The following is a 20,774-nucleotide window of genomic DNA, read 5'->3' as shown; positions in this document are numbered from 1 at the left end:
CGCGCGGCGTTGCCGGCGTACCGCCGGCGCGGCGCTCATTCCTGCCGGCGCGCTTTCGCTTCCATCTCGCGGATCAGCGCCCGCGCCTCGTCGCCTTCCGGAATCGGCTGGCCGCCGTCGCGCCAGCGCACCGCCGCCTTGAAACCCTCCGCCTGCGCATAGCGGCGGAACCACAGCCCCTCCGGGTTGTGGCGCGTGATGCCGTCGAACACCGTCGCCATCATCTGCGTCTGCTCTAGGCCCATCGTCAGCATCACCTGGTTCACCACCATCTTGTGCATCGCCAGGTGCGCGCGCGGCACGCCCGCGATGCGCCGCGCCAGCCGCATCGCCGCCGCATCGAGTTCGGCCGCCGGCGCGGTCTCGTTGGCCAGCCCCCACGCCAGCGCCTGCCGCCCGTCGATGGTGTCGCCGGTGAACATCATCTGCTTGGCGCGCGTCGGGCCCAGCCGGAACGTCCACATCGCCGTGGTCGGGCAGCCCCACACGCGCGTGGGCATGTAGCCGATGCGCGCATCCTCGGCCATCACCAGCAAGTCGCAGCTCAGCGCGATGTCGCTGCCGCCCGCCGCCGCATAGCCATGCACCTTGGCGATGGTCGGCTTGCTGCAACGCCACAGGCTCATGAAGTCCTCGGTGTTCCGCTTCATGCAGGCATAGTCCACCATCGGGTCCCACGGATACTGCTCCTGCTGGCACGGATGCTCGATCGACTGCTGCGCCGTGTCGGCCAGGTCATAGCCGCCGCAGAAACCCTTACCCGCGCCTTCCACCACGATGACGTGCACCTCGTCGTTGGCCTGCGCCCATTCCACCGCCGCGCGGATCTCGCGCGGGGTGTCGTCGTTGATCGCGTTCAGGCGCTCGGGGCGGTTCAGCAGCAGGCGGGCGATGCGGGGGGATTGCGGGTCCTGGTCGATGCGCAAGGTGGTGAACGTGGGCATGGCGGTTTCCTCGGTGGGAGCGGCAGGGGGCAGGGGCAGGCTAGCACCGGGGTGGTTCGACGGTAAATAGTGGTTGTCGTGGAGAGGCGGGCCGCTGCTGCCCGGGGCGAAATGCCGGCGCGCAGGGTGTGCACTGCGTGGCTGCATCCGCTGCGTGGTGTTGCGCTTGCTGGACGCGGACGGCGCCTGGCCTCTGTCCCGCACGCGGCAGAAAGAGGCGCGCCGAGGGCGCGCCCGCTATCCCGTCATCCGCCCGGGCACGCGCCGCCGCGCGCGATGCCCGGCCACGCCGCCCTTACTGCTTGACCACCACCGGCAGCCGGTTGCGCTCGGTCAGCGAGCGCAGCAGGCCTTCCACGCCGCCTTGCTGGATGATCTCGTTGAACTGCTGGCGGTAGGTCTGCACCAGCCAGGCGCCCATCACGTTGAGGTCGTACACGCGCCAGCCCTGCGGGGTCTTGTGCAGGCGGTAGTCGATCTGCACGGGCTGGCCGCTGGCGGTGTCGAGCGCGACGGTGCGGACCACCACGTCGGTTTCGGTGGGCTCGAAGCGCGAGGGCGGGTAGGCGATCTGCTGGTCGGGGCGGAGCTGGGCGATGGCGCCGGCGTAGGTGTGGATCAGCAGTATCTTGAACTGTTCGATGATCTGGTCCTGCTGCTCGGGCGTCGCCGTGCGCCAGTAGCGACCCATCGCCAGCTGGGTGGTGCGGCGCAGGTCGGTGTAGGGCAGGATGTCGCGGTTGACGATGGCGGTGATGCGCGGGATGTCGTCGGGCGCCACGGCGCGGCTGCGCACTTCGTTGAGCACCTGCTGCGTGGCGGTCTGGATCAGGGCCTGGGGTTTCGACTGGTCGTCGATCTGCGCGAAGGCCGGGCTGGCGAAGGCAGGCAATGCCGACAATAGGGCAATCAGGAACAGTTTCTTCATGCTGGGACCCCGCGTGGAAGGCGTCATGCTGCATTGCATTGTGCGCGATTTTGCCGCGTTCGGCCATTGGCGGCGGCAGCAGCGGGGCATGTGGCGGGATCGTGCGGGGCGCGCGCGGCGGCGGGTCCGGCGCGCGAAGGCGGCGTGCGCGGCCGGGGCATGGTGCTTCGCCGTGCCCCCGGCACGGCATGGACGCGCAGGCCGCGCAGGCCGCGCGGGTGGCGGCGGCGGCCAAAACGCGCTCCCGCGCACGGAAGCGCGCGTTGCCTCAGGCGTCCACCAGCACCTCGAATCCGCCAAAGATCATGCGCTTGCCGTCGAACGGCATCTCGCCGTGGTCCTTCAGGCGCGGGTCTTCCATCGCGGCTTTCATGCCGGCGTCGCGGGTCTTGCGGTCGGGCCATGTGATCCACGAGAAGACCACGGCTTCGTCGTCCTTGCGCTGGACGGCCATCGTGAACGAGGTGAGCTTGCCTTCGGGCACGTCGTCGCCCCAGCACTCGACGAGGGCGAGGGCGCCGTGGTCCTTGAACACGGCGGCGGCGGTTTGGGCCATCTTCTTGTAGGTTTCGCGGTTGGCGATGGGAACGGGAACGACAAATCCATCGATGTATGCCATGTCGGATCTCCTTTGCTTGTCGACGTACGGGTGATTGGCGGACGCGATGCGGCCCGCTGCCCGGACGACGATTCAGTGTGGGCGAAATCGACAGGCGGGGCGCAACTTTTCTGCGGGGTGACGCCGCGGGCGGTTTTCAGCCGAGCGGCAGCAGGTCCCGGAACGAGGCTTCGATGTGCGCCACCAGCGACGGGCTGGCGGTGTCGTTGAGCAGGACCTGGAAGGCGTCGAACACCAGTTCCACCGCGGCGCGGTCGGTGGCTTCGACGAGCCGCGCGCGCAGCGGGTGGTCCGCGGTGCCGAAGGTGCGCGCCATCACGTCCATCAGGTACATGCGCGCGGCGGCGAGGGAGCGTTTCCTGGCGGCTTCGGCGGGCGCGGGCGCGGGCGCCGGCGTTGCTGCCGGCGCGTGCTCGCGCGGTTGGGGCGGCGTGGCCTCGGCCCGGTCGCCCGCCGCGCGCGCCGCGAGCTGGACGAGGCCGCCTTCGATCAGCTGCGCGACGGCGCTGGCGTCAAGGCCGAGCTGCCCGGCGCGGCTGACCATGTCGGCCATGCTGGTGCGGCCGTCGACCATGATCAGCAGCGCGCGGCTGCGCCGGTCGAGCGCGCCGGTCCGCTGCCCGAGTATCTCGCGACCGGCTGCCGTTTTCTCCAGCAATCCAGCGTGATCTTGCATGGCTCGTCCTCCCCAGGATGGCGCCGAGGCTAGTGGCCGGAGGTGACAGCGGCATGACAGCGCGGCGCCGCGCCGGCGGGCGCTGCCGGGTGCGCGCGGGCCTTGTCCGGCGCGCCGCGGCGGGTTGCGGGGCGGATGCGCGCGGCGCGGCGGCCGGGCGTGGACGTATCCCCCCACTTGTGGGGGGGCGGCCGGGATGGGGCCCGCGCAACGGCGCGTCATCGCTCGGTCACACTCGTTTAGCAATAATCACTGCGCACGACTATACGTTCCGTTTAAAACGGGCAATTTTCCCTTTATATAGGGCTTGAAACGCTTGCAGACAGGGGCTTGAGCATGACCATCCGTCATCGCATTACGTTATTGGTTGTCCTGATGTTCGTGGCACTGGCGGCGATAGGCGGCTACGCCGTCTACCAGACCCGGGCCGGGGCTTCGGAGGTGAGGCAGGTGACGGAGGGCGTGGTGCCCAGCGCGCTGGCGTCCGCCGACGTGGTATCGCTGGTGAAGGATGTGCAGCTGGCCACGATGGCGCTGGTCTACGCGCCGGACGGCAACCTGGTGGCGCAGGCGCAGGACGAGCTCAAGGCCAAGGAAGCCGCGCTGCGCGAGGCGCTCGCGCGCCAGGCCAGGGGCGCCAACGGGCAGGCGCAGAAGGGCCTGCTGACACAGGCCGGCGAGAGCCTGGACAACTACTTCGGCGCGATCAACGAGACCGCCGAGATGAAGGCGGCGGGCCGCAACGAGATCGCGCAGGCCTTTCTGTTCGCCAACGTGGCGCGCTATCGCGACGAGATGGAGAAGATCGTCGACACGCTGCGCGTGGAGAAGAACCGCGAGAAGGACGAGGCCATCAGCGGCCTGAACGGCAAGCTGGCGACCACCGCCACCGCCATCGGCGTGGTCAGCGGCGTGGCCATCGTCCTGCTGACGGCGATCGGCGCGCTGCTGTACCGGCAGATCACGCGCCCGCTCACGCGCATGCAGGCGATGATGAGCGAGATCGCCACCAGCCAGGACTTCACGCGGCGCGTGCCGGTGGGCCGCATGGACGAGATCGGCCATTCCATCGTGGCGTTCAACCAGATGATCGAGAAGATCCAGGAGAACGCCGCGCTGCTGCGCCAGAAGACCGCCGACATCCAGGCCATCCTGCAGAACATGCAGCAGGGCATCCTGACGGTGGTGGAGGGCGGCACGGTGCATCCCGAGTATTCGGTGTACCTGGAGCAGATCTTCGAGACGCCGGACATCGCCGGGCGCGACTTCATGCAACTGGTGTTCGCCGGCACCGACCTGGGCGCGGACGCGCTGTCGCAGATCGACGCGGCGGTGGGCGCCTGCCTGGGGCAGGACGCCATCAACTTCGTGTTCAACCAGCACCTGCTGGCGGGCGAGGTGGCGCGGCGCATGCCGGACGGCCGCGTGAAGATGCTGGACCTGAGCTGGTCGGCCATCACCGACGACGCCGACACGGTGACGCGGCTGATGTTGTGCGTGCGCGACGTGACGCAGTTGCGCCAGCTCGCGGCCGAGGCCAGCGAGCAGCGCCGCAGCCTGGAGATCATCGGCGAGATCCTCGCGGTGAGCCAGGAGAAGTTCCACCAGTTCATCGAGAGCTCGACCACCTTCATCCACGAGAACGAGCGCATCATCCGCCAGTACTCGGAGGCGGACAGCGCCGCCATCGCCGCGCTGTTCCGCAACATGCACACCATCAAGGGCAACGCGCGCACCTACAACCTGCAGCACCTGACCGACGTGGTGCACGAGACCGAGCAGCGCTACGAATCGCTGCGCCAGTCCGACGAGGACAGCGCCTGGGACCAGGACAGCCTGATGCAGGAACTGGCGCGCGTGCGCGAGACGGTGGAGCGCTACGCCAGCATCAACGCGGTGAGCCTGGGCCGGCGCGGCCCGGGCCAGGGCGCCGGCCAGGGCGCGGCGCCGCTGCTGGCGGCCAGCAAGGAGCGCATCCGCGAAAGCCTGCGCCTGCTCGAGGCCGCGAATCCGGACAACCTGCACGACCTGGTGTCGATGCGCGCCGCGGTGCTGCGCACGCTGCGCCTGCTCGAGACCCAGAGCTTCGGCGAGGCGCTGGCCGGCGTGCTCGATTCGCTGCCGTCGCTGGCGGCCGAGCTGGGCAAGGAGGCGCCGGTGGTGCGCATCCAGGACAACGGCTACCGCGTGCACGAGGAGGCTGGCGCGCTGCTGGAGAACGTCTTCACGCACCTGCTGCGCAATGCCATCGACCACGGCATCGAGGCGGCCGAGGCGCGCCGCGCGCACGGCAAGCCGGGCGCGGGCCACATCGACATCGAGGTCGGCGTGGACCAGGACGTGCTGCAGATCACGCTGAGCGACGACGGCCGCGGCCTCGCGCTCGACCGCATCCGCCGCATCGCCGCCGAGCGCGGCTGGATCGGCGCCGGCGACGAGCTGGCCGACACGGCGCTCGCGCAGTTCATCTTCCGCCCGGGCTTTTCCACCGCGGCGGCCGTCACCGCGGTATCGGGGCGCGGGGTTGGCATGGATGCCGTGCACGACTTCCTGGCGCGCGCGCGGGGCAGCATCGAGCTGCGCTTCACCGACGATCGCGAGGGCGCCGCGTTCCGCCAGTTCCAGACCATCGTCTGCCTGCCGGACCGGCTCGCCGTGGACAGCGTCGCCATGCTGGCGGACGCCGCCGCGGGGCAAGCCGAGGCCTCGGCCGCCAACGCCATCTGACGCTGCTCAACGAGAGGAATTGCTTGTGATCGGACTGTATCTGTTGGCCGCCCTCGCGGGCGGCGTGGCAACCGCGGTGCCGGCGCTGCTGGCGCACCGCTTGTGCAAGGCGCGCGCGCTGGCGCGGCTGCGCGCCGACACCGAGGCGCGGCTCGACGCGCTGACCCGGGACGGCGCCGGGCAGCGCGAGCACGCCGCGCGCGCCGCGCAGGAAACCCAGGCGCTGCAGGCGCAGCTGCAGCAGCTGCGCGAGGAAGCGGCCCGCCGGGCCGAGGCCGCCGACGGCCAGCGCGCCGCGCTCAAGGCCGCGCAGGACGAGCGCGACCAGTGGGCCGGCCAGGCCCGCCGCATCGCCGACGAGGCCGGGCGCCTGCGCGGGCTGGCCGCCACCTTCGAGCGCTGGCACGAGCAGATGATCTCGCTGATGGCGCGCAACCAGGCCATGCACGAGCAGAACCAGGAACTGTCGTCGATCGTCAGGCACGTGGTGATCGTCTCGCTCAACGCCTCGATCGAGGCGGCGCGCGCGGGGCAGGTGGGACGCGGCTTCGCCGTGGTGGCCGGCGAGGTTCGGGAGCTGGCCGCGCGCTCGGAGGCGCTGTCCAAGAGCTACAGCGACAGCCTGCACCAGAACGACCTCACCACCACCGCCACGTTCCAGGACATCCAGGCCGGCGGCAAGATGATCACGGCGTCGCTGAGCAGCGTCGAGGCGCTGGCCAGCCAGTTCCATGCGCGGCTGCACTGAGCATGGACGGACGGGATCGGGCAATCGTCATCGGGCAATCGGCATCGGACAGCGGGCATCGACGTGATCAGTTCCAGCGCACAGCATAGTTTCGAACGCATTTTCCACCGCGCGGCGCGGTCGCGGCTGCCCGCGCAGGCCGGCGACGCCTGCGTCGTCACGCCCGTGCCGAAGGGCTCGGCCGGCGAGCGCGCGCATGGCCGGGCCGACGCGGAGGTGGTCGTGCTGACCATCTCGTCGGTGGTGTTCCGGCTGATGCTGGTCCTGCATTTCGAGGACGACGAGGCGACCCGCGCGTATTTCATGCCCGACGGCGCGCAGGGCGCGCTGCGCGAGGCCTTCGTGGAAACCGGCAACCTCTGCTGCGGGGCCATCAACCAGGACCTGCTGCGCCATTTCCCGGACCTGGGCATGTCGACGCCGTACGTGCTGAGCGCGCACTGCGTGCCGCACCTCGACGGCCTGAAGCCGGACTATCGCGCCGCGTACAACGTCTCGATCAACGGCACCGTGCAGCTTGGCGCGACGGTGTGCGTGTTTACGAGCGCGCCGCTCGACTTCGTGGCGGACGAAGACGCCGTCGAGGAAAGCGGCGGGGAACTAGAACTGTTCTGACCAAACAAGACAGGGGAAAAAAGTGGCAAAGATTCTCGTGGTGGATGACTCCGGCACCGTGCGCGACGAAGTGGCGGGCTTCCTGAGAAAGAACGGGCTGGAGGTCGACACCGCCGTGGACGGCAAGGACGGCCTGGCCAAGATGAAGGCGGGCTCCGGCATCCGGCTGGTGATCAGCGACGTCAACATGCCCAATATGGACGGCCTGACGATGGTGGAGAAGATCCGCGGCGAACTCGGCAACAAGACCGTGAACATCGTCATGCTGACCACCGAAAGCAGCCCGGCCATGAAGGACCGCGGCAAGGCCGCCGGCGTCAAGGGCTGGATCGTCAAGCCGTTCAAGGGCGACGCGGTGCTGGACGCGTTCCGGAAACTGGCGGGCTAGGCACCCGGCCTGGGGCCGCCGGCGCGCGGCGACGCGCCCGGCGGCCTGCCGCGCTCAAGCGCTTACTTCACTCCCAGCCGCCACAGCGAAGTCACTTCCGCCGCGCGCGCCGCGTGCAGCGGATCGGCCGGATCGGCGGCCTTCGGGTGGTGCGGCTTGACTTCCAGGCGCCCCAGCACCTTGAGGCCGGCGGCGTCGATCCAGCCCAGCAGCGCCTCGCGCGTGCGCAGGCCAAGGTGCTCGGCCAGGTCCGACAGCAGCAGCCAGCCTTCGCCGCCGGGTTCGAGGTGATCGGCCAGCCCCGCCAGGAAACCCTTGAGCATCTGGCTGTCCGGGTCGTACACGGCGTGCTCGATCGGGGAGTTGGCGCGCGCCGGCACCCACGGCGGGTTGCAGACCACCAGCGCGGCGCGGCCTTGCGGGAACAGGTCGGCCTCGATGACCTCGACCTGGCCGTCCGCGCGCAGGCGCTTGATGTTGTCGCGCGCGCAGGCCAGCGCGCGCGGGTCCTGGTCGGTGGCGATCACGCGCTTGACGCCGCGCTGGGCCAGCAGGGCCGCCAGCACGCCGGTGCCGGTGCCGATGTCGAAGGCCAGCTCGGCGGCCCCGGCGGGCAGCTGGGCCTTGGCCACGAGGTCGATGTATTCGCCGCGCACCGGCGAGAACACGCCGTAATAGGGATGGATGCGCTCGCCCAGCGCGGGGATCTCCACGCCCTTCTTGCGCCATTCGTGCGCGCCGATCAGGCCGAGCAGTTCGCGCATGGTGGCCACGTAGGGCGCGTCGGCCTCACCGTGGGCTTCCAGGCAGGCTTCGCGCACGTCGGGCGCGCGGCGCAGCGGCACGCTGTGGTCGGCCTCGAACGGCAGCAGCAGCATGCCGAGCGTGCGGGCGCGCTGGGACTGGGCCTGGCGGTGCAGGTGGAACGCCTCGGTGGCGGTGGGCTTGGCCTGGCCCTTGTTGCGGTGCGCCTTCTTGGGCTTGTCGGCGCGCCGGGCCAGCGCCTGCAGTAGCTGGCGGGCGTTCTGGAAGTCGCCGCGCCAGAGCAGGCCGGTGCCTTCGCAGGCCAGCCGGTAGGCGGTGTCGGCGCTGGTGGTGTCGTCGGCGACGACCACGCGCCTGGGCGGCGGCATATTGGATTCGGAGCGCCAGTTGGCGCTGCGTTCTTCGCCGTCTTCGGTCCAGTGGATGGTGCTTTGTACTTGATTCGTCATATCGGGTTCAGGCCAGGTTCGGTAAGCCGGCCCCGCGCGGGGAGCAGGAGCGGAGGCGGGGATCGGCAGGGCGCGCCAGGCCGGGGCGCGCCGCCAGCACCGGGCGGGCCGGTGCCGTTGGGGAAATCAGAGTTCGTAGGCTTCGTGGTCGCCGGACATGGCCTGCTCCACCAGCTTGCGGTTCAGCGTGGGCGAGAACAGCTCGATGAAGGTATACACGAAGCTGCGCAGGTAGGCGCCCTGCTTGACTGCCAGGTGCGTCACGTTGGTGCCGAACAGGTGGCCGGCGGGAATGCCGCGCAGGTTGCGGTCGCGTTCGGCGTCGTAGGCCAGCCCGGCCACGATGCCGATGCCCAGGCCGATCTCCACGTAGGTCTTGATGACGTCCGCGTCGATGGCCTCGAGGATGATGTCCGGCTCCAGGTGGCGCAGCTCGAAGGCCTTGTTGATCTTGGGCCGGCCGGCGAAGTTGAGGTCGTAGGTGATGATGGGGTAGGCCATCAGGTCTTCCAGCGCCAGGTGCTTCTTTTCCAGCAGCGGGTGGTCGGGTGGCGTGACCACCACATGCTGCCACTGGTAGCCGGGCAGCGAGACCAGGTTCTTGTCCGCCGAGATGCCCTCGGTGGCGATGGCGAGGTCGGCCTGGTCGTGCAGCACCATGTCGGCGATCTGGCTCGGGTTGCCCTGCTGTATCGAAAGGCGCACCTTGGGGTAGCGCTTGGTGAACTCGGCGATCACGCGCGGCAGCGCGTAGCGCGCCTGCGTGTGGGTGGTGGCGATGGTGAAGTTGCCCTGGTCCTGCGCGGCGTAGTCCTTGCCCACGCGCTTGAGGCTCTCCACTTCCTGCAGGATCTTCTCCACCGACACCAGGATGCGCCGGCCCGGCTCGGTCAGGCTGCGGATGCGCTTGCCGTGGCGCGTGAAGATGTCCACGCCGAGCTCTTCCTCGAGCTCGATGATGGCCTTGGATACGCCCGGCTGTGATGTGTAGAGCGCTTTTGCGGCTTCGGTCAGGTTGTAGTTCTGACGTACTGCCTCACGCACAAAGCGGAACTGGTGCAGATTCATATAACTGGCGTCGTATAAACAAACAACTTCTTATTAGTTTGAGATATGAGGCCAGTTTATTACGATTCTCGGACTTTGTTAACGAATGGTCGGATTCTCCGCGCGCGCCTGGCTTCCCGGCGGCCTGCGGCGCTCACCGGCCCGGCGCGCGCCCCATGTCCCTTGCCTATACCGTTTCCGGTCTGCTAGTAGGCGTCCTCGTCGGTCTGACCGGGGTGGGAGGGGGCTCGCTCATGACGCCGCTGCTCACGCTGATGTTCGGCTTCTCGCCGGCCACCGCGGTGGGCACCGACCTCGCTTTCGCCTCCATCACCAAGGGTTTCGGCACGCTCGCGCACCGCGCGCACGGCCACGTGCAGTGGCAGGTGGTGCGCCGCCTGTGCATCGGCAGCCTGCCCGCGGCGGCGGCGGCCATCCTGGTGCTCAAGAGCGCCGGCGAGCTGAATGCGCAGTGGCTGTACGCAATCCGCATGGCCATCGGCGTGTCCGTGATCCTGACCGTGCTGTCGCTGCTGTTCCGCAGGCAGATGCTGGACTGGCTGGCCCGCAATCCGCGCTTCCACCTCCAGGGCCGCGCCCAGGCCGTGGCCACCGTGCTGGTCGGCGCCGTGATCGGCGTGCTGGTGACGGTGTCCTCGATCGGCGCCGGTGCCGTGGGCGCCACCCTGATCCTGCTGCTCTACCCGAAGATGAAGCCGGCCGAAGTGGCCGGCACCGACATTGCCTACGCCGTGCCGCTCACGGCGCTGGCCGGGCTGGGCCACGTGTGGCTCGGCACCGTGGACTGGAGTCTGTTGCTGTCGCTGCTGGTGGGCTCGATCCCCGGCATCTGGCTGGGCGCGCAATTGTCGCGGGCGCTGCCCGAGCGGCTGGTGCGCGCCGCGCTGGCGACCACGCTGACGCTGGTCGCCATCAAGCTCGTCTCCTGAATTCAACGCCTTACCGCATACACCGAATACTGAACGGACCCACACCATGTATCAGTACGACCAATACGACCAGCGCATCGTCAACGAGCGCGTGGCCCAGTTCCGCGACCAGGTGCGCCGCCGCGTCTCCGGCGAGCTGAGCGAGGAAGAGTTCCTGCCGCTGCGGCTGCAGAACGGCCTGTACATGCAGCGCCATGCCTACATGCTGCGCGTGGCGATTCCGTACGGCCTGCTGTCGAGCCGGCAGATGCGCATGCTGGCCCACATCGCGCGCACCTACGACCGCGGCTACGGCCATTTCTCCACCCGCCAGAACATCCAGTACAACTGGATGGACCTGGAGCGCGTGCCCGACGTGCTGGCCGACCTCGCCAGCGTGGAAATGCACGGCATCCAGACCTCGGGCAACTGCGTGCGCAACATCACCACCGACCAGTTCGCCGGCGTCGCGCCGGACGAGTCGCTGGACCCGCGCGTGCTGGCCGAACTGCTGCGCCAGTGGAGCACGTTCCAGCCGGAATTCGCCTTCCTGCCGCGCAAGTTCAAGATCGCCATCACCGCCGCGGCCGACGACCGCGCGGTGGTGCAGATGCACGACATCGGCATCCACGCCTACCGGAACGCCGACGGCGAGACGCGCCTGCGCATCCTGGCCGGCGGCGGCCTGGGCCGCACCCCGATCCTCGGTTCGGTGATCAAGGAAGACCTGCCGTGGCAGCACCTGCTGTCGTATGTGGAATCGGCCATCCGCGTGTACAACCGCTATGGCCGCCGCGACAACAAGTACAAGGCGCGCATCAAGATCCTGGTCAAGGCCATCGGCGTGGAGAAGTTCGCGCAGGAAGTCGAGGAAGAATGGCAGTTCAGCAAGGACGGCCCGGCCACCATCACGCAGGCCGAGTTCGACCGCGTGGCGCAGTACTTCGCGCCGCCCGCCTACGACAAGCTGGCCGACACCGACGCTTCCTATGAAAAGCACCTGCTGGACGACAAGGCCTTCGCCCGCTGGGTGAGCCGCAGCGTGCATCCGCACAAGGTGCCGGGCTACGCGGCGGTGACGCTGTCGACCAAGCCGGGCGTAGTCTCGCCCCCGGGCGACGCCACCGACGCGCAGATCGAGCTGGTGGCCGACCTCGCCGACCGCTACGGCTACGGCGAGTTGCGCGTGGCGCACGAACAGAACCTGGTGCTGCCGGACGTGAAGAAGCGCGACCTGCACGCGCTGTGGCAGGAAGCCAGGAAGGCCGGCCTGGCCACCGCCAACGTGGGCCTGCTGACCGACATCATCGCCTGCCCGGGCGGCGACTTCTGCTCGCTGGCCAACGCCAAGTCGATCCCCATCGCGCTGGCCATCCAGCAGCGCTTCGACGACCTCGACTACGTGCACGATCTCGGCGAGATCTCGCTGAACATCTCGGGCTGCATCAACGCCTGCGGCCACCACCACGTCGGCAACATCGGCGTGCTGGGCGTCGACAAGGACGGCGAGGAGTGGTACCAGGTCACGCTCGGCGGCGCGCAGGGCAACGCCAGCGCCATCGGCAAGGTGATCGGCCCGTCGTTCAAGGCCGAGGAAATGCCCGACGTGGTGTCGCGCATCATCGACACCTTCGTGGCCAACCGCCACGAGGACGAACGCTTCATCGACGTGCTGGGCCGCGTCGGCATCGCGCCGTTCAAGGAACGCGTCTATGCGGACAAGCAGCGCGAACGCGCCGAAGCCTGAGCACCGGAGAAACACGACATGGCAAAGATCATTCAACTGCAACGCGGCGCGCAAGGCACCAACCCCGTGCCGGTCATCCTCGACGATGCCTGGACCGTGCTGCGCGGCGCCGAAGGCCAGCCGCTGACCGACGAGCAGATCGCCGCCGCGGCGCAGGGCAAGGACCAGGTGCTGTTCCCGCTCGCCGCGTGGCTCGCGCACAAGGACGGCGTGCTGGCCGGCCGCGCGGCCGACATCACCGGCGTGTGGCTGGCGCCCGAGGACGAGCCCGCCGACGCGCAGGCCGCGTTCGCCAGCGTGTCCGTGGTGGCGGTGGACTTCCCGGTGTTCCGCGACGGCCGCGGCTTCTCCACCGCCTACCTGCTGCGCACGCGCTACCACTGGGCCGGGCAGCTGCGCGCCATCGGCGACGTGCTGCGCGACCAGCTCAACTTCATGAAGCGCTGCGGCTTCGACACCTTCGCCGTGCGCGCCGACAAGAACATCGAGGACGCCATCAAGGGCTTCACGGAATTCACCGTGGCCTACCAGGCGTCGGTGGACGAACCGCTGCCGCTGTTCCGCCGCAACCGCGCCGAAGCGCTGGGCAGGGAAACGGCATGAACGGGATCTCCATCGTGGAGGTGCCGGTGAGCGTGCTGTCGCCGCGCGCCGATGCGCCCGAGGCCGAGGCTTCGCTGTCGTCGCTGCGCCCGCCCGTGCTGTGGACGGCGCCCGAATACACCGGCAGCATCGCCGACCTCGAAGCCAAGGAGCGCGAGCTGGGCCAGCGCCTGGCCGGCATCGCCGGGCGCTTCTTCCGCGCGCGCTTCGCCTCCAGCCTGGCCGCCGAGGACATGGTCGTGACCGACGCCATCCTGCGCGGCGGCGAAGCCGTGCGCGCCGGCATCCGCGTGTTCACGCTGCAGACCGGCCGCCTGCACGCCGAGACGCTGGCCGTGCTGGACGCGGTCAAGGCGCACTACGGCTACGACATCGAGCAGTTCACGCCGGACGCCGAGGCCATCGAGAACTACCTGAAGAAGAACGGCCTGAACGCCATCTACGACAGCGTGGACCTGCGCAAGAGCTGCTGCGGCATCCGCAAGGTGGAGCCGCTGAACCGCGCGCTGTCGCACGCCGACGCCTGGCTGACCGGCCAGCGCCGCGAGCAGGCGGTCACGCGCGCCGAGCTGCCGCTCGAGGAAATCGACGAGGCGCGCGGCATCCCCAAGTTCAACCCGCTGGCCGACTGGACCGAGGCCGAGGTGTGGGCCTACCTGAAGCGCCACGGCGTGCCAGTCAACGCGCTGCATGCCAAGGGCTATCCCAGCATCGGCTGCGAGCCGTGTACGCGCGCGGTGCGCGCCGGCGAGGATGTGCGCGCCGGGCGGTGGTGGTGGGAAAGCCGCGACTCGAAAGAGTGCGGGCTACACGAACAGAACATCAAGCATTGAGGCCGAGAACGACATGGGCATCATGAACGAACTGAAGGGCGCGCCGGACGTGGCGCACCTGCTGCAGGTACAGAACGACCATCTCGACAAGCTCGAGGCGGAATCCATCTACATCATCCGCGAGGTGGTGGCGGAGTGCCGCAACCCGGCCCTGCTGTTCTCGGGCGGCAAGGATTCCATCGTCATGCTGCACCTGGCGCTCAAGGCCTTCCGCCTCGGCGAGCGCAAGACCGAGCTGCCGTTCCCGCTAGTGCACATCGACACCGGCCACAACTATCCGGAAGTGATCGCCTTCCGCGACCAGCGCGTGGCCGAGCTCGGCGCGCGCCTGGTGGTGGGCCACGTGGAAGACTCGATCAAGCGCGGCACCGTGCGCCTGCGCAAGGAAACCGACTCGCGCAACGCGGCCCAGGCCGTGACGCTGCTGGAAACCATCGAGGCGCACAAGTACGACGCGCTGATGGGCGGCGCCCGCCGCGACGAGGAAAAGGCGCGCGCCAAGGAACGCATCTTCTCGTTCCGCGACGAGTTCGGCCAGTGGGACCCCAAGGCCCAGCGCCCCGAGCTGTGGAGCCTGTACAACGCCCGCATGGCGCCCGGCGAGCAGATGCGCGTGTTCCCGATCTCCAACTGGACCGAGCTGGACGTGTGGCAGTACATCGCCCGCGAGGAGCTGGCGCTGCCGCCGATCTACTACGCGCACGAGCGCGAAGTGGTGCGCAAGAACGGCCTGCTGGTGCCGGTCACGCCGATCACACCCAAGCAGGACGGCGACGTGAGCGAAGTGCTGTCGGTGCGCTTCCGCACCGTGGGCGACATCAGCTGCACCTGCCCGGTGGCCAGCGTGGCGGCTTCGCCGATCGAGATCATCGCCGAGACGGCCGTGACCGAGATCACCGAGCGCGGCGCCACGCGCATGGACGACCAGACCAGCGAAGCGTCGATGGAACGCCGCAAGAAAGAAGGCTACTTCTGACACCGGACGCATACGCGGGCACATCGCGCCGTTGCGCGGGTGCCCGTGCACCGATGCACACGTCGCCCCCGCGCGCCTGACGCCGCCTCCCGCATCTGCGCCGGAGCGAGCGCCCCGGGGGAAACAAAGGATCTGAACATGAGCACCCAAGCATCACACCAAGGCCTGCTGCGCTTCATCACCGCCGGCTCGGTCGACGACGGCAAGAGCACGCTGATCGGCCGCCTGCTGTACGACAGCAAGGCCGTATTGTCGGACCAGCTGACCGCGCTGACCAATGCCAAGAACAAGCGCACCGCCGGCGAGCAGATCGATTTCTCGCTGCTGACCGACGGCCTCGAGGCCGAGCGCGAGCAGGGCATCACCATCGACGTGGCCTACCGCTACTTCTCCACCGCGCGCCGCAAGTTCATCATCGCGGACACGCCGGGGCACGAGCAGTACACCCGCAACATGGTGACGGGCGCGTCCACCGCGCATGCCGCCATCGTGCTGGTCGACGCCACCCGCGTGAGCGTCAACGACGGCCGCGCCGAGCTGCTGGCCCAGACCAAGCGCCATTCGGCCATCCTCAAGCTGCTGGAGATCCAGCACGTGATCGTGGCCATCAACAAGATGGACCTGATCGAGTACAGCGAGGAGCGCTTCGACCAGATCCGCAACGCCTACACCGAGCTGGCCGGCCAGCTTGGCCTCAAGGACGTGCGCTACGTGCCGGTCTCGGCGCTGCGCGGCGACAACATCGTGCATGCCAGCCAGGCCATGCCGTGGTACGCCGGCGAGCCGCTGCTGCCGCTGCTCGAAGCGCTGCCGGTGGAAGAGCCCGCGCCCGAGGGCGACGCCGCGCTGCGTTTCCCGGTGCAGCTGGTGATCCGCCAGGACGGCGCCCAGGCCGACGATTTCCGCGGCTACGCCGGCCGCGTCGAGGCCGGTACCGTGCGCGTGGGCCAGAAGCTGCGCGTGCTGCCTGCCAACCGCGACGCGGTGGTGGCCGAGGTGCTCACGCCCAACGGCGTGGCGGAAGCGGCCAGCGTGGGCGAGACCGTCACGGTGCGCCTGTCCGAGGACGTGGATGTATCACGCGGTGACATGTTCGTCGCCGCCGGCGCGGACAGCGTCTCGGCCAAGAAGCTGACCGCCGACCTGTGCTGGTTCGACGACGAATCGCTCAACCCGGCGCGCAAGTACGTGCTCAAGCACACCACGGCCACCGTGTTCGCGCGCGTGGCGTCGGTGGACCGCGTGCTGGACGTGCACACGCTGTCGCACGAGACCGGCCGCCGCGACATCCGCCTCAACGACATCGGCTCGGTGCAGCTCTCGCTGCAGAAGCCCATCGTGTGCGATGCCTACGGCGACAACCCGGCCACCGGCGCGTTCGTGCTGATCGACGAAGCCACCAACCATACGGTGGCGGCGGGCATGATCCGTGCATTCGCCTGAGCGGGTATCGGACAAGCAGGCGAAGGTCAAGGAGCAAGTCATGGGCAAGGTCTATCTGATCGGCGCGGGTCCCGGCGCCGCGGACCTCATTACGGTGCGCGGTGCACGGCTTTTGGGCGAAGCCCAGGTGGTGCTGCACGACGCGCTGGTGTCGCCCGAGATGCTGGCGTGGTGCCCGCAGGCGCAACTGGTGGAAGTCGGCAAACGCTGCGGCCAGCGCTCCACCGCGCAGTTGTTCATCAACCGCCAGATCGTCGACATGGCCGGCAAGCATGAGCGCGTGGTCCGCCTCAAGGGCGGCGACCCGATGCTGTTCGGCCGCGCCGACGAGGAGCTGCAGGCGCTGGAGGCAGCCGGCATCGAGTACGAGATCGTGCCCGGCATCACCGCCGCGCTGGCGGCCGCGTCCGCCATCCGCAAGCCGCTGACCAAGCGCGGCGTGGCGCGCAGCGTCGCCTTCGCCACGCAGAGCAAGGCCGCCGACACCATCGACGTGGAAGCCGACGTGAAGGCCGATACGCTGGTGTACTACATGGGGCGCGACCAGGCGGCGGCCATCGCCGCGCAGCTCATTGCCCACGGCAAGCCGGCCTCCACCCCCGCGTGGGTGGTCGAGGCGGCCACCTCGCCGCGCCAGCGCAGCCGGGAGTTCACGCTGCGGCAGATGGCGGCGGGCGAGGCGGCAGCGTGGATTGATCCGGCGCAGCCCAGTTTGTTGATGATCGGGGAGGCGTTGGGGAGGAGGGGGACAGAGGGGGTGCGGGTGGAGGGGGTTACGCGGGCGGCATAGGGGGAGTTGGGGTTTTTGCTTCAACTTCAACTGCTTAACGTCGAAGTCAAAAGCTTAAATTCAAAGGCTTAAATTCAAAGGCTTTCGCTCCCCCGGAGCGACCTACTTTCTTTTCCCCGAAAAGAAAGTAGGCAAAGAAAGCGGGCTGCCTGGCCGGCAGGGGCAGAAACGTTGGGGTTTCTAGTGTTTCTGGTTTCGTGGTGGGGCCGGTGGTTCTGCGTGCATCTGCCGTTACCAGTGCGAGCGGCCACGACACTGCTGGCTGTAGTGGTTTCGTGGTCAGACCTATGATGGCGGGCGCACCGCTGGTTCGGGCATCTGCCGTTACCGGTGCTGGCGGTCACGGCGTAGCACCGGCGCTGGTTTCGTGGTGGGCGCGGTGGACCCCACGCGGGTGTGCTGGGTTGCTGGAACGGGGCCACTGCGCCCACCACGAAACCAGCACCGTCCCTATGCCGTGTGCATCCGCCCCGGTCGCGGCAGCAGCCTGAAGGGCCTGGGCCGACGCCATCATGCAGCGCCACCACGAATCGAACACCACTCGCGATGTCGCAGGCGAGCGAACCGGTAGCGTCAGCAGTCTCATCGAAGCCAACGCCCGCACCACGAAACCACCACCAGACATAAGGTCTGAGCGCCCAGCCCCCCTGCAAGGGGTCTGCTTTCTTTGGTTACTTTCTTTTCAGACAAAAGAAAGTGACTGGCAGCCCCGCGCAGCGGGGATGTCATACGGCCTTTGGGTTCAAGCACCAACAACCGCCCGAGCCGCCAGGCCCACAATAGCCCGAACAAGGACTCAACCGGCTCCTTACCCGCCTACCCCCACACAATAAGCAACAACCGCATCCAACACCCCCTCAACCTCCCCCACAGCCGTCGCGCAGCGAATCTCCACACCGGGATGGCGCCGCCGGCAATCATCCAGCAGCACCGGCAAGTCGCGCCGCAGATGGCCGCCCTGGCCGAAGAACACCGGCACCACGGTGATGTCCGCCACGCCGCTGCCGGCCAGTTCGGCCAGCGCGTCGGGCAGGGATGGGGTCATCAGTTCGAGGAAGGCCAGGCGTACCGCGCTGCCGGGCAGCGCCGCCGCCAGCTTGGCGTGGAGGCGGTCGAACGGTTCGCGCCAGCGCGCGTCGCGCGCGCCGTGGCCGAACAGGACCAGGGCCTTGGCGGGAGTGGCTGGGGTGTTCATGGCGCGTCTAGTGCCGGTCGACCCAGCGCAATGCGCCGAGCGCCACCAGCAGGTACAGCGTACCGGGGATCAGCGCCGAGACGATCGGCGGCCAGGTGTGCAGCAGGCCCACGTGCGAGAACAGCGTGTTGGACAGGTGGAAGGACAGCCCCAGCATGATGCCGCCGAACACCTTCACGCCCACCGCGCCGGCGCGCGCGTGCAGGTAGGCGAAGGGCAGGGCCAGCGCCACCATCACGAACAGCGTGAGCGGGTACACCACCTTTTTCCAGAAGGCGATCTCGTAGCGCTGCGTGTCCTGCTTGTTGTCGCGCAGGTGGCGGATGTAGCGGAACAGGTCGAGCGTGGACATGCGTTCCGGCTCCACCAGCAGCACCGACAGGATCTGCGGCGTGAGCTCCGAGCGCATGGTCATGCTGGGCACGGTCTTCTGCTCGCCGCGGAACACCGGGGCCAGCGTGTCGGCCTTGCCGGGCTCGCCGCGCGGCAGTTCCAGGAAGTGGGTCTCGGTGACGCCGCTGAGCTGCCACGACTGGCCGCCCTGGTAGCGGCCTTCCCTGGCCACGCGGATCACGCTCAGGCGGTACTGCTCGTCGAATTCGTAGATGGTGACGCCGGTGATGCTCTGGTCGGGGCGCAGGCCGACCACGTTGACGAAGCGCGTGACCTCGTGGCCGCGGGCGGCGTCGCGGTCGCGGTCCTTGACCCACACGCCCGAGCGGAAGCCGGCCGACACCGTGGCGCCGAGCGCCTCCAGCTTGACCTTCTGCGCGTACTGCTCGGCCTGCGGGCCGATGAACTCGCCGAAGATGAAGGTGGCGATGGCCAGCGGGATCGCCAGCTTGAACAGCGAGAACAGCGCCTGCCGGGTGTTGAGGCCGGCCACGCGGAAGATGGTGTACTCGGACTGGCTGGCCAGTTGCGAGAACACGTAGATCGCGCTGATCAGCACCGCGATCGGCAGCACCTCGTAGATGCGCGTGGGCGCCTGCAGGATGACGTGGAAGAACGCCACCAGCGAGGTGTAGCTGCCGGCCACGCTCTCCAGCTCGCTGAGCATGTCGAAGAACACGAACAGCGCCAGCACGGCGAACAGGATGAAGGCGAAGACGCCGTAGATCAGGCGGCCGAAGTAGCGCTCGTAGACGCGCAGGAACCTCATGCCCGGCCTCCCTTCGGCGCCTTGCGCGGCAGGCCGAGCACGGCGCGCCAGCCGCCCAGGCTGATGTTCTGGCGGTAGCGGAACAGCATCACCGCGCCCAGCAGCGCGATCAGGTGGAACGGCCACCAGGCCAGCGCGAACGGGATCGAGCCCGAGCGCACCCAGGCCTGCGAGAGATTGATCAGGTTGCTGTAGGTCAGGTAGATCAGCACCGCGAACACCAGCGGCGTATAGCGGCCCAGGCGCGGGTTGACGTAGGCCAGCGGAATGGCGATCAGCACGAAGTTGAAGGCCAGCAGCGGCAGCGACAGGCGCCACAGCAGCTCGCCCAGGTTCTCGTTGCTGCGGTTGCGCAGCAGGTCGATGGTGTCACGGCTCTTGGTGGGCAGGTCGGCCTCGCTCGCGGGGGGTTTGTTGTCCACCTTCACCGCGTACTGGTCGAACTCGACGATGCGGTAGTCCAGCTTGCCGGGCAGGCCGGTGTAGCGGCGGCCGTTCTCCATCACCACCAGGCGGTCGCCGTTGGGCATGGTGCGGAACTGGCCCTGGTGGGCCAGCGACACGCCGATCTTGCCCGCTTCCGCGCTGGCCACGAAGACGTTGCGCGCGTGGGTCATGTCGGCGTCGATGCTTTCGATGAACAGCACGTAGTTGGCCTTGGCCGGCTCGATGAAGCGCCCCGCGGCGATCATCGACAGCACGCCGCGCTGCTCGAAGCGGTCGCGGAACAGCGCGCTCTGCTGGTTGGCCCACGGCCACGCGAACATGCCCAGCAGCAGCGACATGACGATGAACGGCGCGGCGAACTGCAGCACCGGCTTGACCAGGTCGCGCAGCGAGATGCCGGCCGAGAACCACACCACCATCTCCGAATCCTTGTACCAGCGCGTGAGCACGATCAGGGTGGAGATGAACAGCGTGGCCGACAGCAGGATGGACAGGTAGCCGATGGTGGCCAGGCCGATCAGCATCAGGACGTCGTTCGGGCTGGCCTGCCCGTTGGCGGCCATGCCAAGGATGCGGATCACGAGCGAGGTCAGCATGAAGGTCAGCATGACCAGGAACACCGCGCCGGCGGTGTAGGCGAGCTCGCGACGCAGGGCTTGTTGAAAGATCATGCGTTGTCGGTTCCGGACTGCCGGCCGGCGCGGGCGATGGTGCGCCGGTTGGCTTGCTAGTCAGGATAGCGG

The 20,774-nt window shown here is 68.6% G+C and carries 20 protein-coding genes; 11 read left to right on the top strand and 9 right to left on the bottom strand.

From position 1 onward, the window contains the following. Positions 1–35: 35 nt before the first annotated feature. From ACWTPI_RS16110 to ACWTPI_RS16095, 4 genes are all read right to left on the bottom strand, one after another. The gene (locus ACWTPI_RS16110; RefSeq protein WP_059413583.1) at positions 36–944 is read right to left on the bottom strand and encodes a crotonase/enoyl-CoA hydratase family protein; all 909 of its coding nucleotides are present in this window, start codon (positions 942–944) and stop codon (positions 36–38) included. 295 nt (positions 945–1,239) lie between these two features. Continuing rightward, a complete protein-coding gene (locus tag ACWTPI_RS16105) occupies positions 1,240–1,872 on the bottom strand; it encodes an MlaC/ttg2D family ABC transporter substrate-binding protein (protein WP_059413584.1) in 633 nt (210 codons plus the stop codon). Between the two features lie 268 nt (positions 1,873–2,140). After that, positions 2,141–2,491 carry a DUF1428 domain-containing protein gene (locus ACWTPI_RS16100; protein WP_020206363.1) on the bottom strand — a complete coding sequence of 117 codons (351 nt, stop codon included), beginning with the start codon at positions 2,489–2,491 and terminating at the stop codon, positions 2,141–2,143. A 136-nt stretch (positions 2,492–2,627) separates the two neighbouring features. Next, positions 2,628–3,167 carry a hypothetical protein gene (locus ACWTPI_RS16095; RefSeq protein WP_454732150.1) on the bottom strand — a complete coding sequence of 180 codons (540 nt, stop codon included), beginning with the start codon at positions 3,165–3,167 and terminating at the stop codon, positions 2,628–2,630. 336 nt (positions 3,168–3,503) lie between these two features. On the opposite strand from ACWTPI_RS16095, the gene ACWTPI_RS16090 reads away from it, so the two are divergent. From ACWTPI_RS16090 to ACWTPI_RS16075, 4 genes are all read left to right on the top strand, one after another. Further along, positions 3,504–5,894 (top strand): ATP-binding protein, encoded by a 2,391-nt coding sequence (locus ACWTPI_RS16090; RefSeq protein WP_059413586.1) that lies wholly within the window; start codon positions 3,504–3,506, stop codon positions 5,892–5,894. A 25-nt stretch (positions 5,895–5,919) separates the two neighbouring features. Continuing rightward, positions 5,920–6,642 (top strand): methyl-accepting chemotaxis protein, encoded by a 723-nt coding sequence (locus ACWTPI_RS16085; protein WP_020206366.1) that lies wholly within the window; start codon positions 5,920–5,922, stop codon positions 6,640–6,642. A 63-nt stretch (positions 6,643–6,705) separates the two neighbouring features. Beyond that, a complete protein-coding gene (locus ACWTPI_RS16080; RefSeq protein WP_454732149.1) occupies positions 6,706–7,257 on the top strand; it encodes a hypothetical protein in 552 nt (183 codons plus the stop codon). Positions 7,258–7,279: 22 nt separating this feature from the next. Next, complete coding sequence (locus tag ACWTPI_RS16075) at positions 7,280–7,645, top strand: response regulator (protein ID WP_029044314.1); 366 nt, start codon at positions 7,280–7,282, stop codon at positions 7,643–7,645. 62 nt (positions 7,646–7,707) lie between these two features. On the opposite strand, the gene ACWTPI_RS16070 is transcribed toward ACWTPI_RS16075, so the two are convergent. Together ACWTPI_RS16070 and ACWTPI_RS16065 are read right to left on the bottom strand one after the other, a co-directional pair. Further along, a complete protein-coding gene (locus ACWTPI_RS16070; RefSeq protein ID WP_454732148.1) occupies positions 7,708–8,859 on the bottom strand; it encodes a methyltransferase in 1,152 nt (383 codons plus the stop codon). A 126-nt stretch (positions 8,860–8,985) separates the two neighbouring features. Beyond that, positions 8,986–9,927 carry a CysB family HTH-type transcriptional regulator gene (locus ACWTPI_RS16065; RefSeq protein ID WP_020206370.1) on the bottom strand — a complete coding sequence of 314 codons (942 nt, stop codon included), beginning with the start codon at positions 9,925–9,927 and terminating at the stop codon, positions 8,986–8,988. A 155-nt stretch (positions 9,928–10,082) separates the two neighbouring features. Here ACWTPI_RS16065 and ACWTPI_RS16060 point away from each other — a divergent pair, with 155 nt between their 5' ends. From ACWTPI_RS16060 to cobA, 7 genes are all read left to right on the top strand, one after another. Further along, positions 10,083–10,856 carry a sulfite exporter TauE/SafE family protein gene (locus tag ACWTPI_RS16060; RefSeq protein ID WP_454732147.1) on the top strand — a complete coding sequence of 258 codons (774 nt, stop codon included), beginning with the start codon at positions 10,083–10,085 and terminating at the stop codon, positions 10,854–10,856. 46 nt (positions 10,857–10,902) lie between these two features. Then, positions 10,903–12,582 carry a nitrite/sulfite reductase gene (locus ACWTPI_RS16055; RefSeq protein WP_454732146.1) on the top strand — a complete coding sequence of 560 codons (1,680 nt, stop codon included), beginning with the start codon at positions 10,903–10,905 and terminating at the stop codon, positions 12,580–12,582. Between the two features lie 18 nt (positions 12,583–12,600). Further along, positions 12,601–13,185, top strand: coding sequence for a DUF934 domain-containing protein (locus ACWTPI_RS16050; protein WP_454732145.1), 585 nt, complete (start codon positions 12,601–12,603; stop codon positions 13,183–13,185). Continuing rightward, positions 13,182–14,018: a phosphoadenylyl-sulfate reductase gene (locus ACWTPI_RS16045; protein WP_020206374.1), complete on the top strand. Its 837-nt coding sequence runs from the start codon at positions 13,182–13,184 to the stop codon at positions 14,016–14,018. The genes ACWTPI_RS16050 and ACWTPI_RS16045 overlap by 4 nt, the downstream gene beginning before the upstream one ends. A 13-nt stretch (positions 14,019–14,031) precedes the next feature. Continuing rightward, positions 14,032–14,994 (top strand): sulfate adenylyltransferase subunit CysD, encoded by a 963-nt coding sequence (gene cysD / locus ACWTPI_RS16040; protein ID WP_020206375.1) that lies wholly within the window; start codon positions 14,032–14,034, stop codon positions 14,992–14,994. 138 nt (positions 14,995–15,132) lie between these two features. Next, positions 15,133–16,437, top strand: a complete 1,305-nt coding sequence (locus tag ACWTPI_RS16035) for a sulfate adenylyltransferase subunit 1 (RefSeq protein WP_020206376.1) — start codon at positions 15,133–15,135, stop codon at positions 16,435–16,437. A gap of 40 nt (positions 16,438–16,477) precedes the next feature. Beyond that, on the top strand, positions 16,478–17,227 hold the full coding sequence (gene cobA, locus ACWTPI_RS16030) for a uroporphyrinogen-III C-methyltransferase (protein WP_454732144.1): 750 nt from the start codon (positions 16,478–16,480) through the stop codon (positions 17,225–17,227). Positions 17,228–18,035: 808 nt separating this feature from the next. Here cobA and ACWTPI_RS16025 read toward each other — a convergent pair. From ACWTPI_RS16025 to lptF, 3 genes are read right to left on the bottom strand one after another with little or no spacing between them, the layout of a single operon-like run. Then, the gene (locus tag ACWTPI_RS16025; protein ID WP_454732143.1) at positions 18,036–18,422 is read right to left on the bottom strand and encodes a sirohydrochlorin chelatase; all 387 of its coding nucleotides are present in this window, start codon (positions 18,420–18,422) and stop codon (positions 18,036–18,038) included. Positions 18,423–18,429: 7 nt separating this feature from the next. Continuing rightward, the gene (gene lptG, locus ACWTPI_RS16020; protein ID WP_020206993.1) at positions 18,430–19,584 is read right to left on the bottom strand and encodes an LPS export ABC transporter permease LptG; all 1,155 of its coding nucleotides are present in this window, start codon (positions 19,582–19,584) and stop codon (positions 18,430–18,432) included. Beyond that, complete coding sequence (lptF, locus tag ACWTPI_RS16015; protein WP_020206992.1) at positions 19,581–20,702, bottom strand: LPS export ABC transporter permease LptF; 1,122 nt, start codon at positions 20,700–20,702, stop codon at positions 19,581–19,583. The genes lptG and lptF overlap by 4 nt, the downstream gene beginning before the upstream one ends. Between the last annotated feature and the right edge of the window lie 72 nt (positions 20,703–20,774).

The sequence above is a fragment of the Cupriavidus ulmosensis genome, assembly GCF_977008105.1.
Note: the sequence above shows the minus strand (reverse complement) of the source record. Positions and strands in the feature narration are given on the sequence as shown.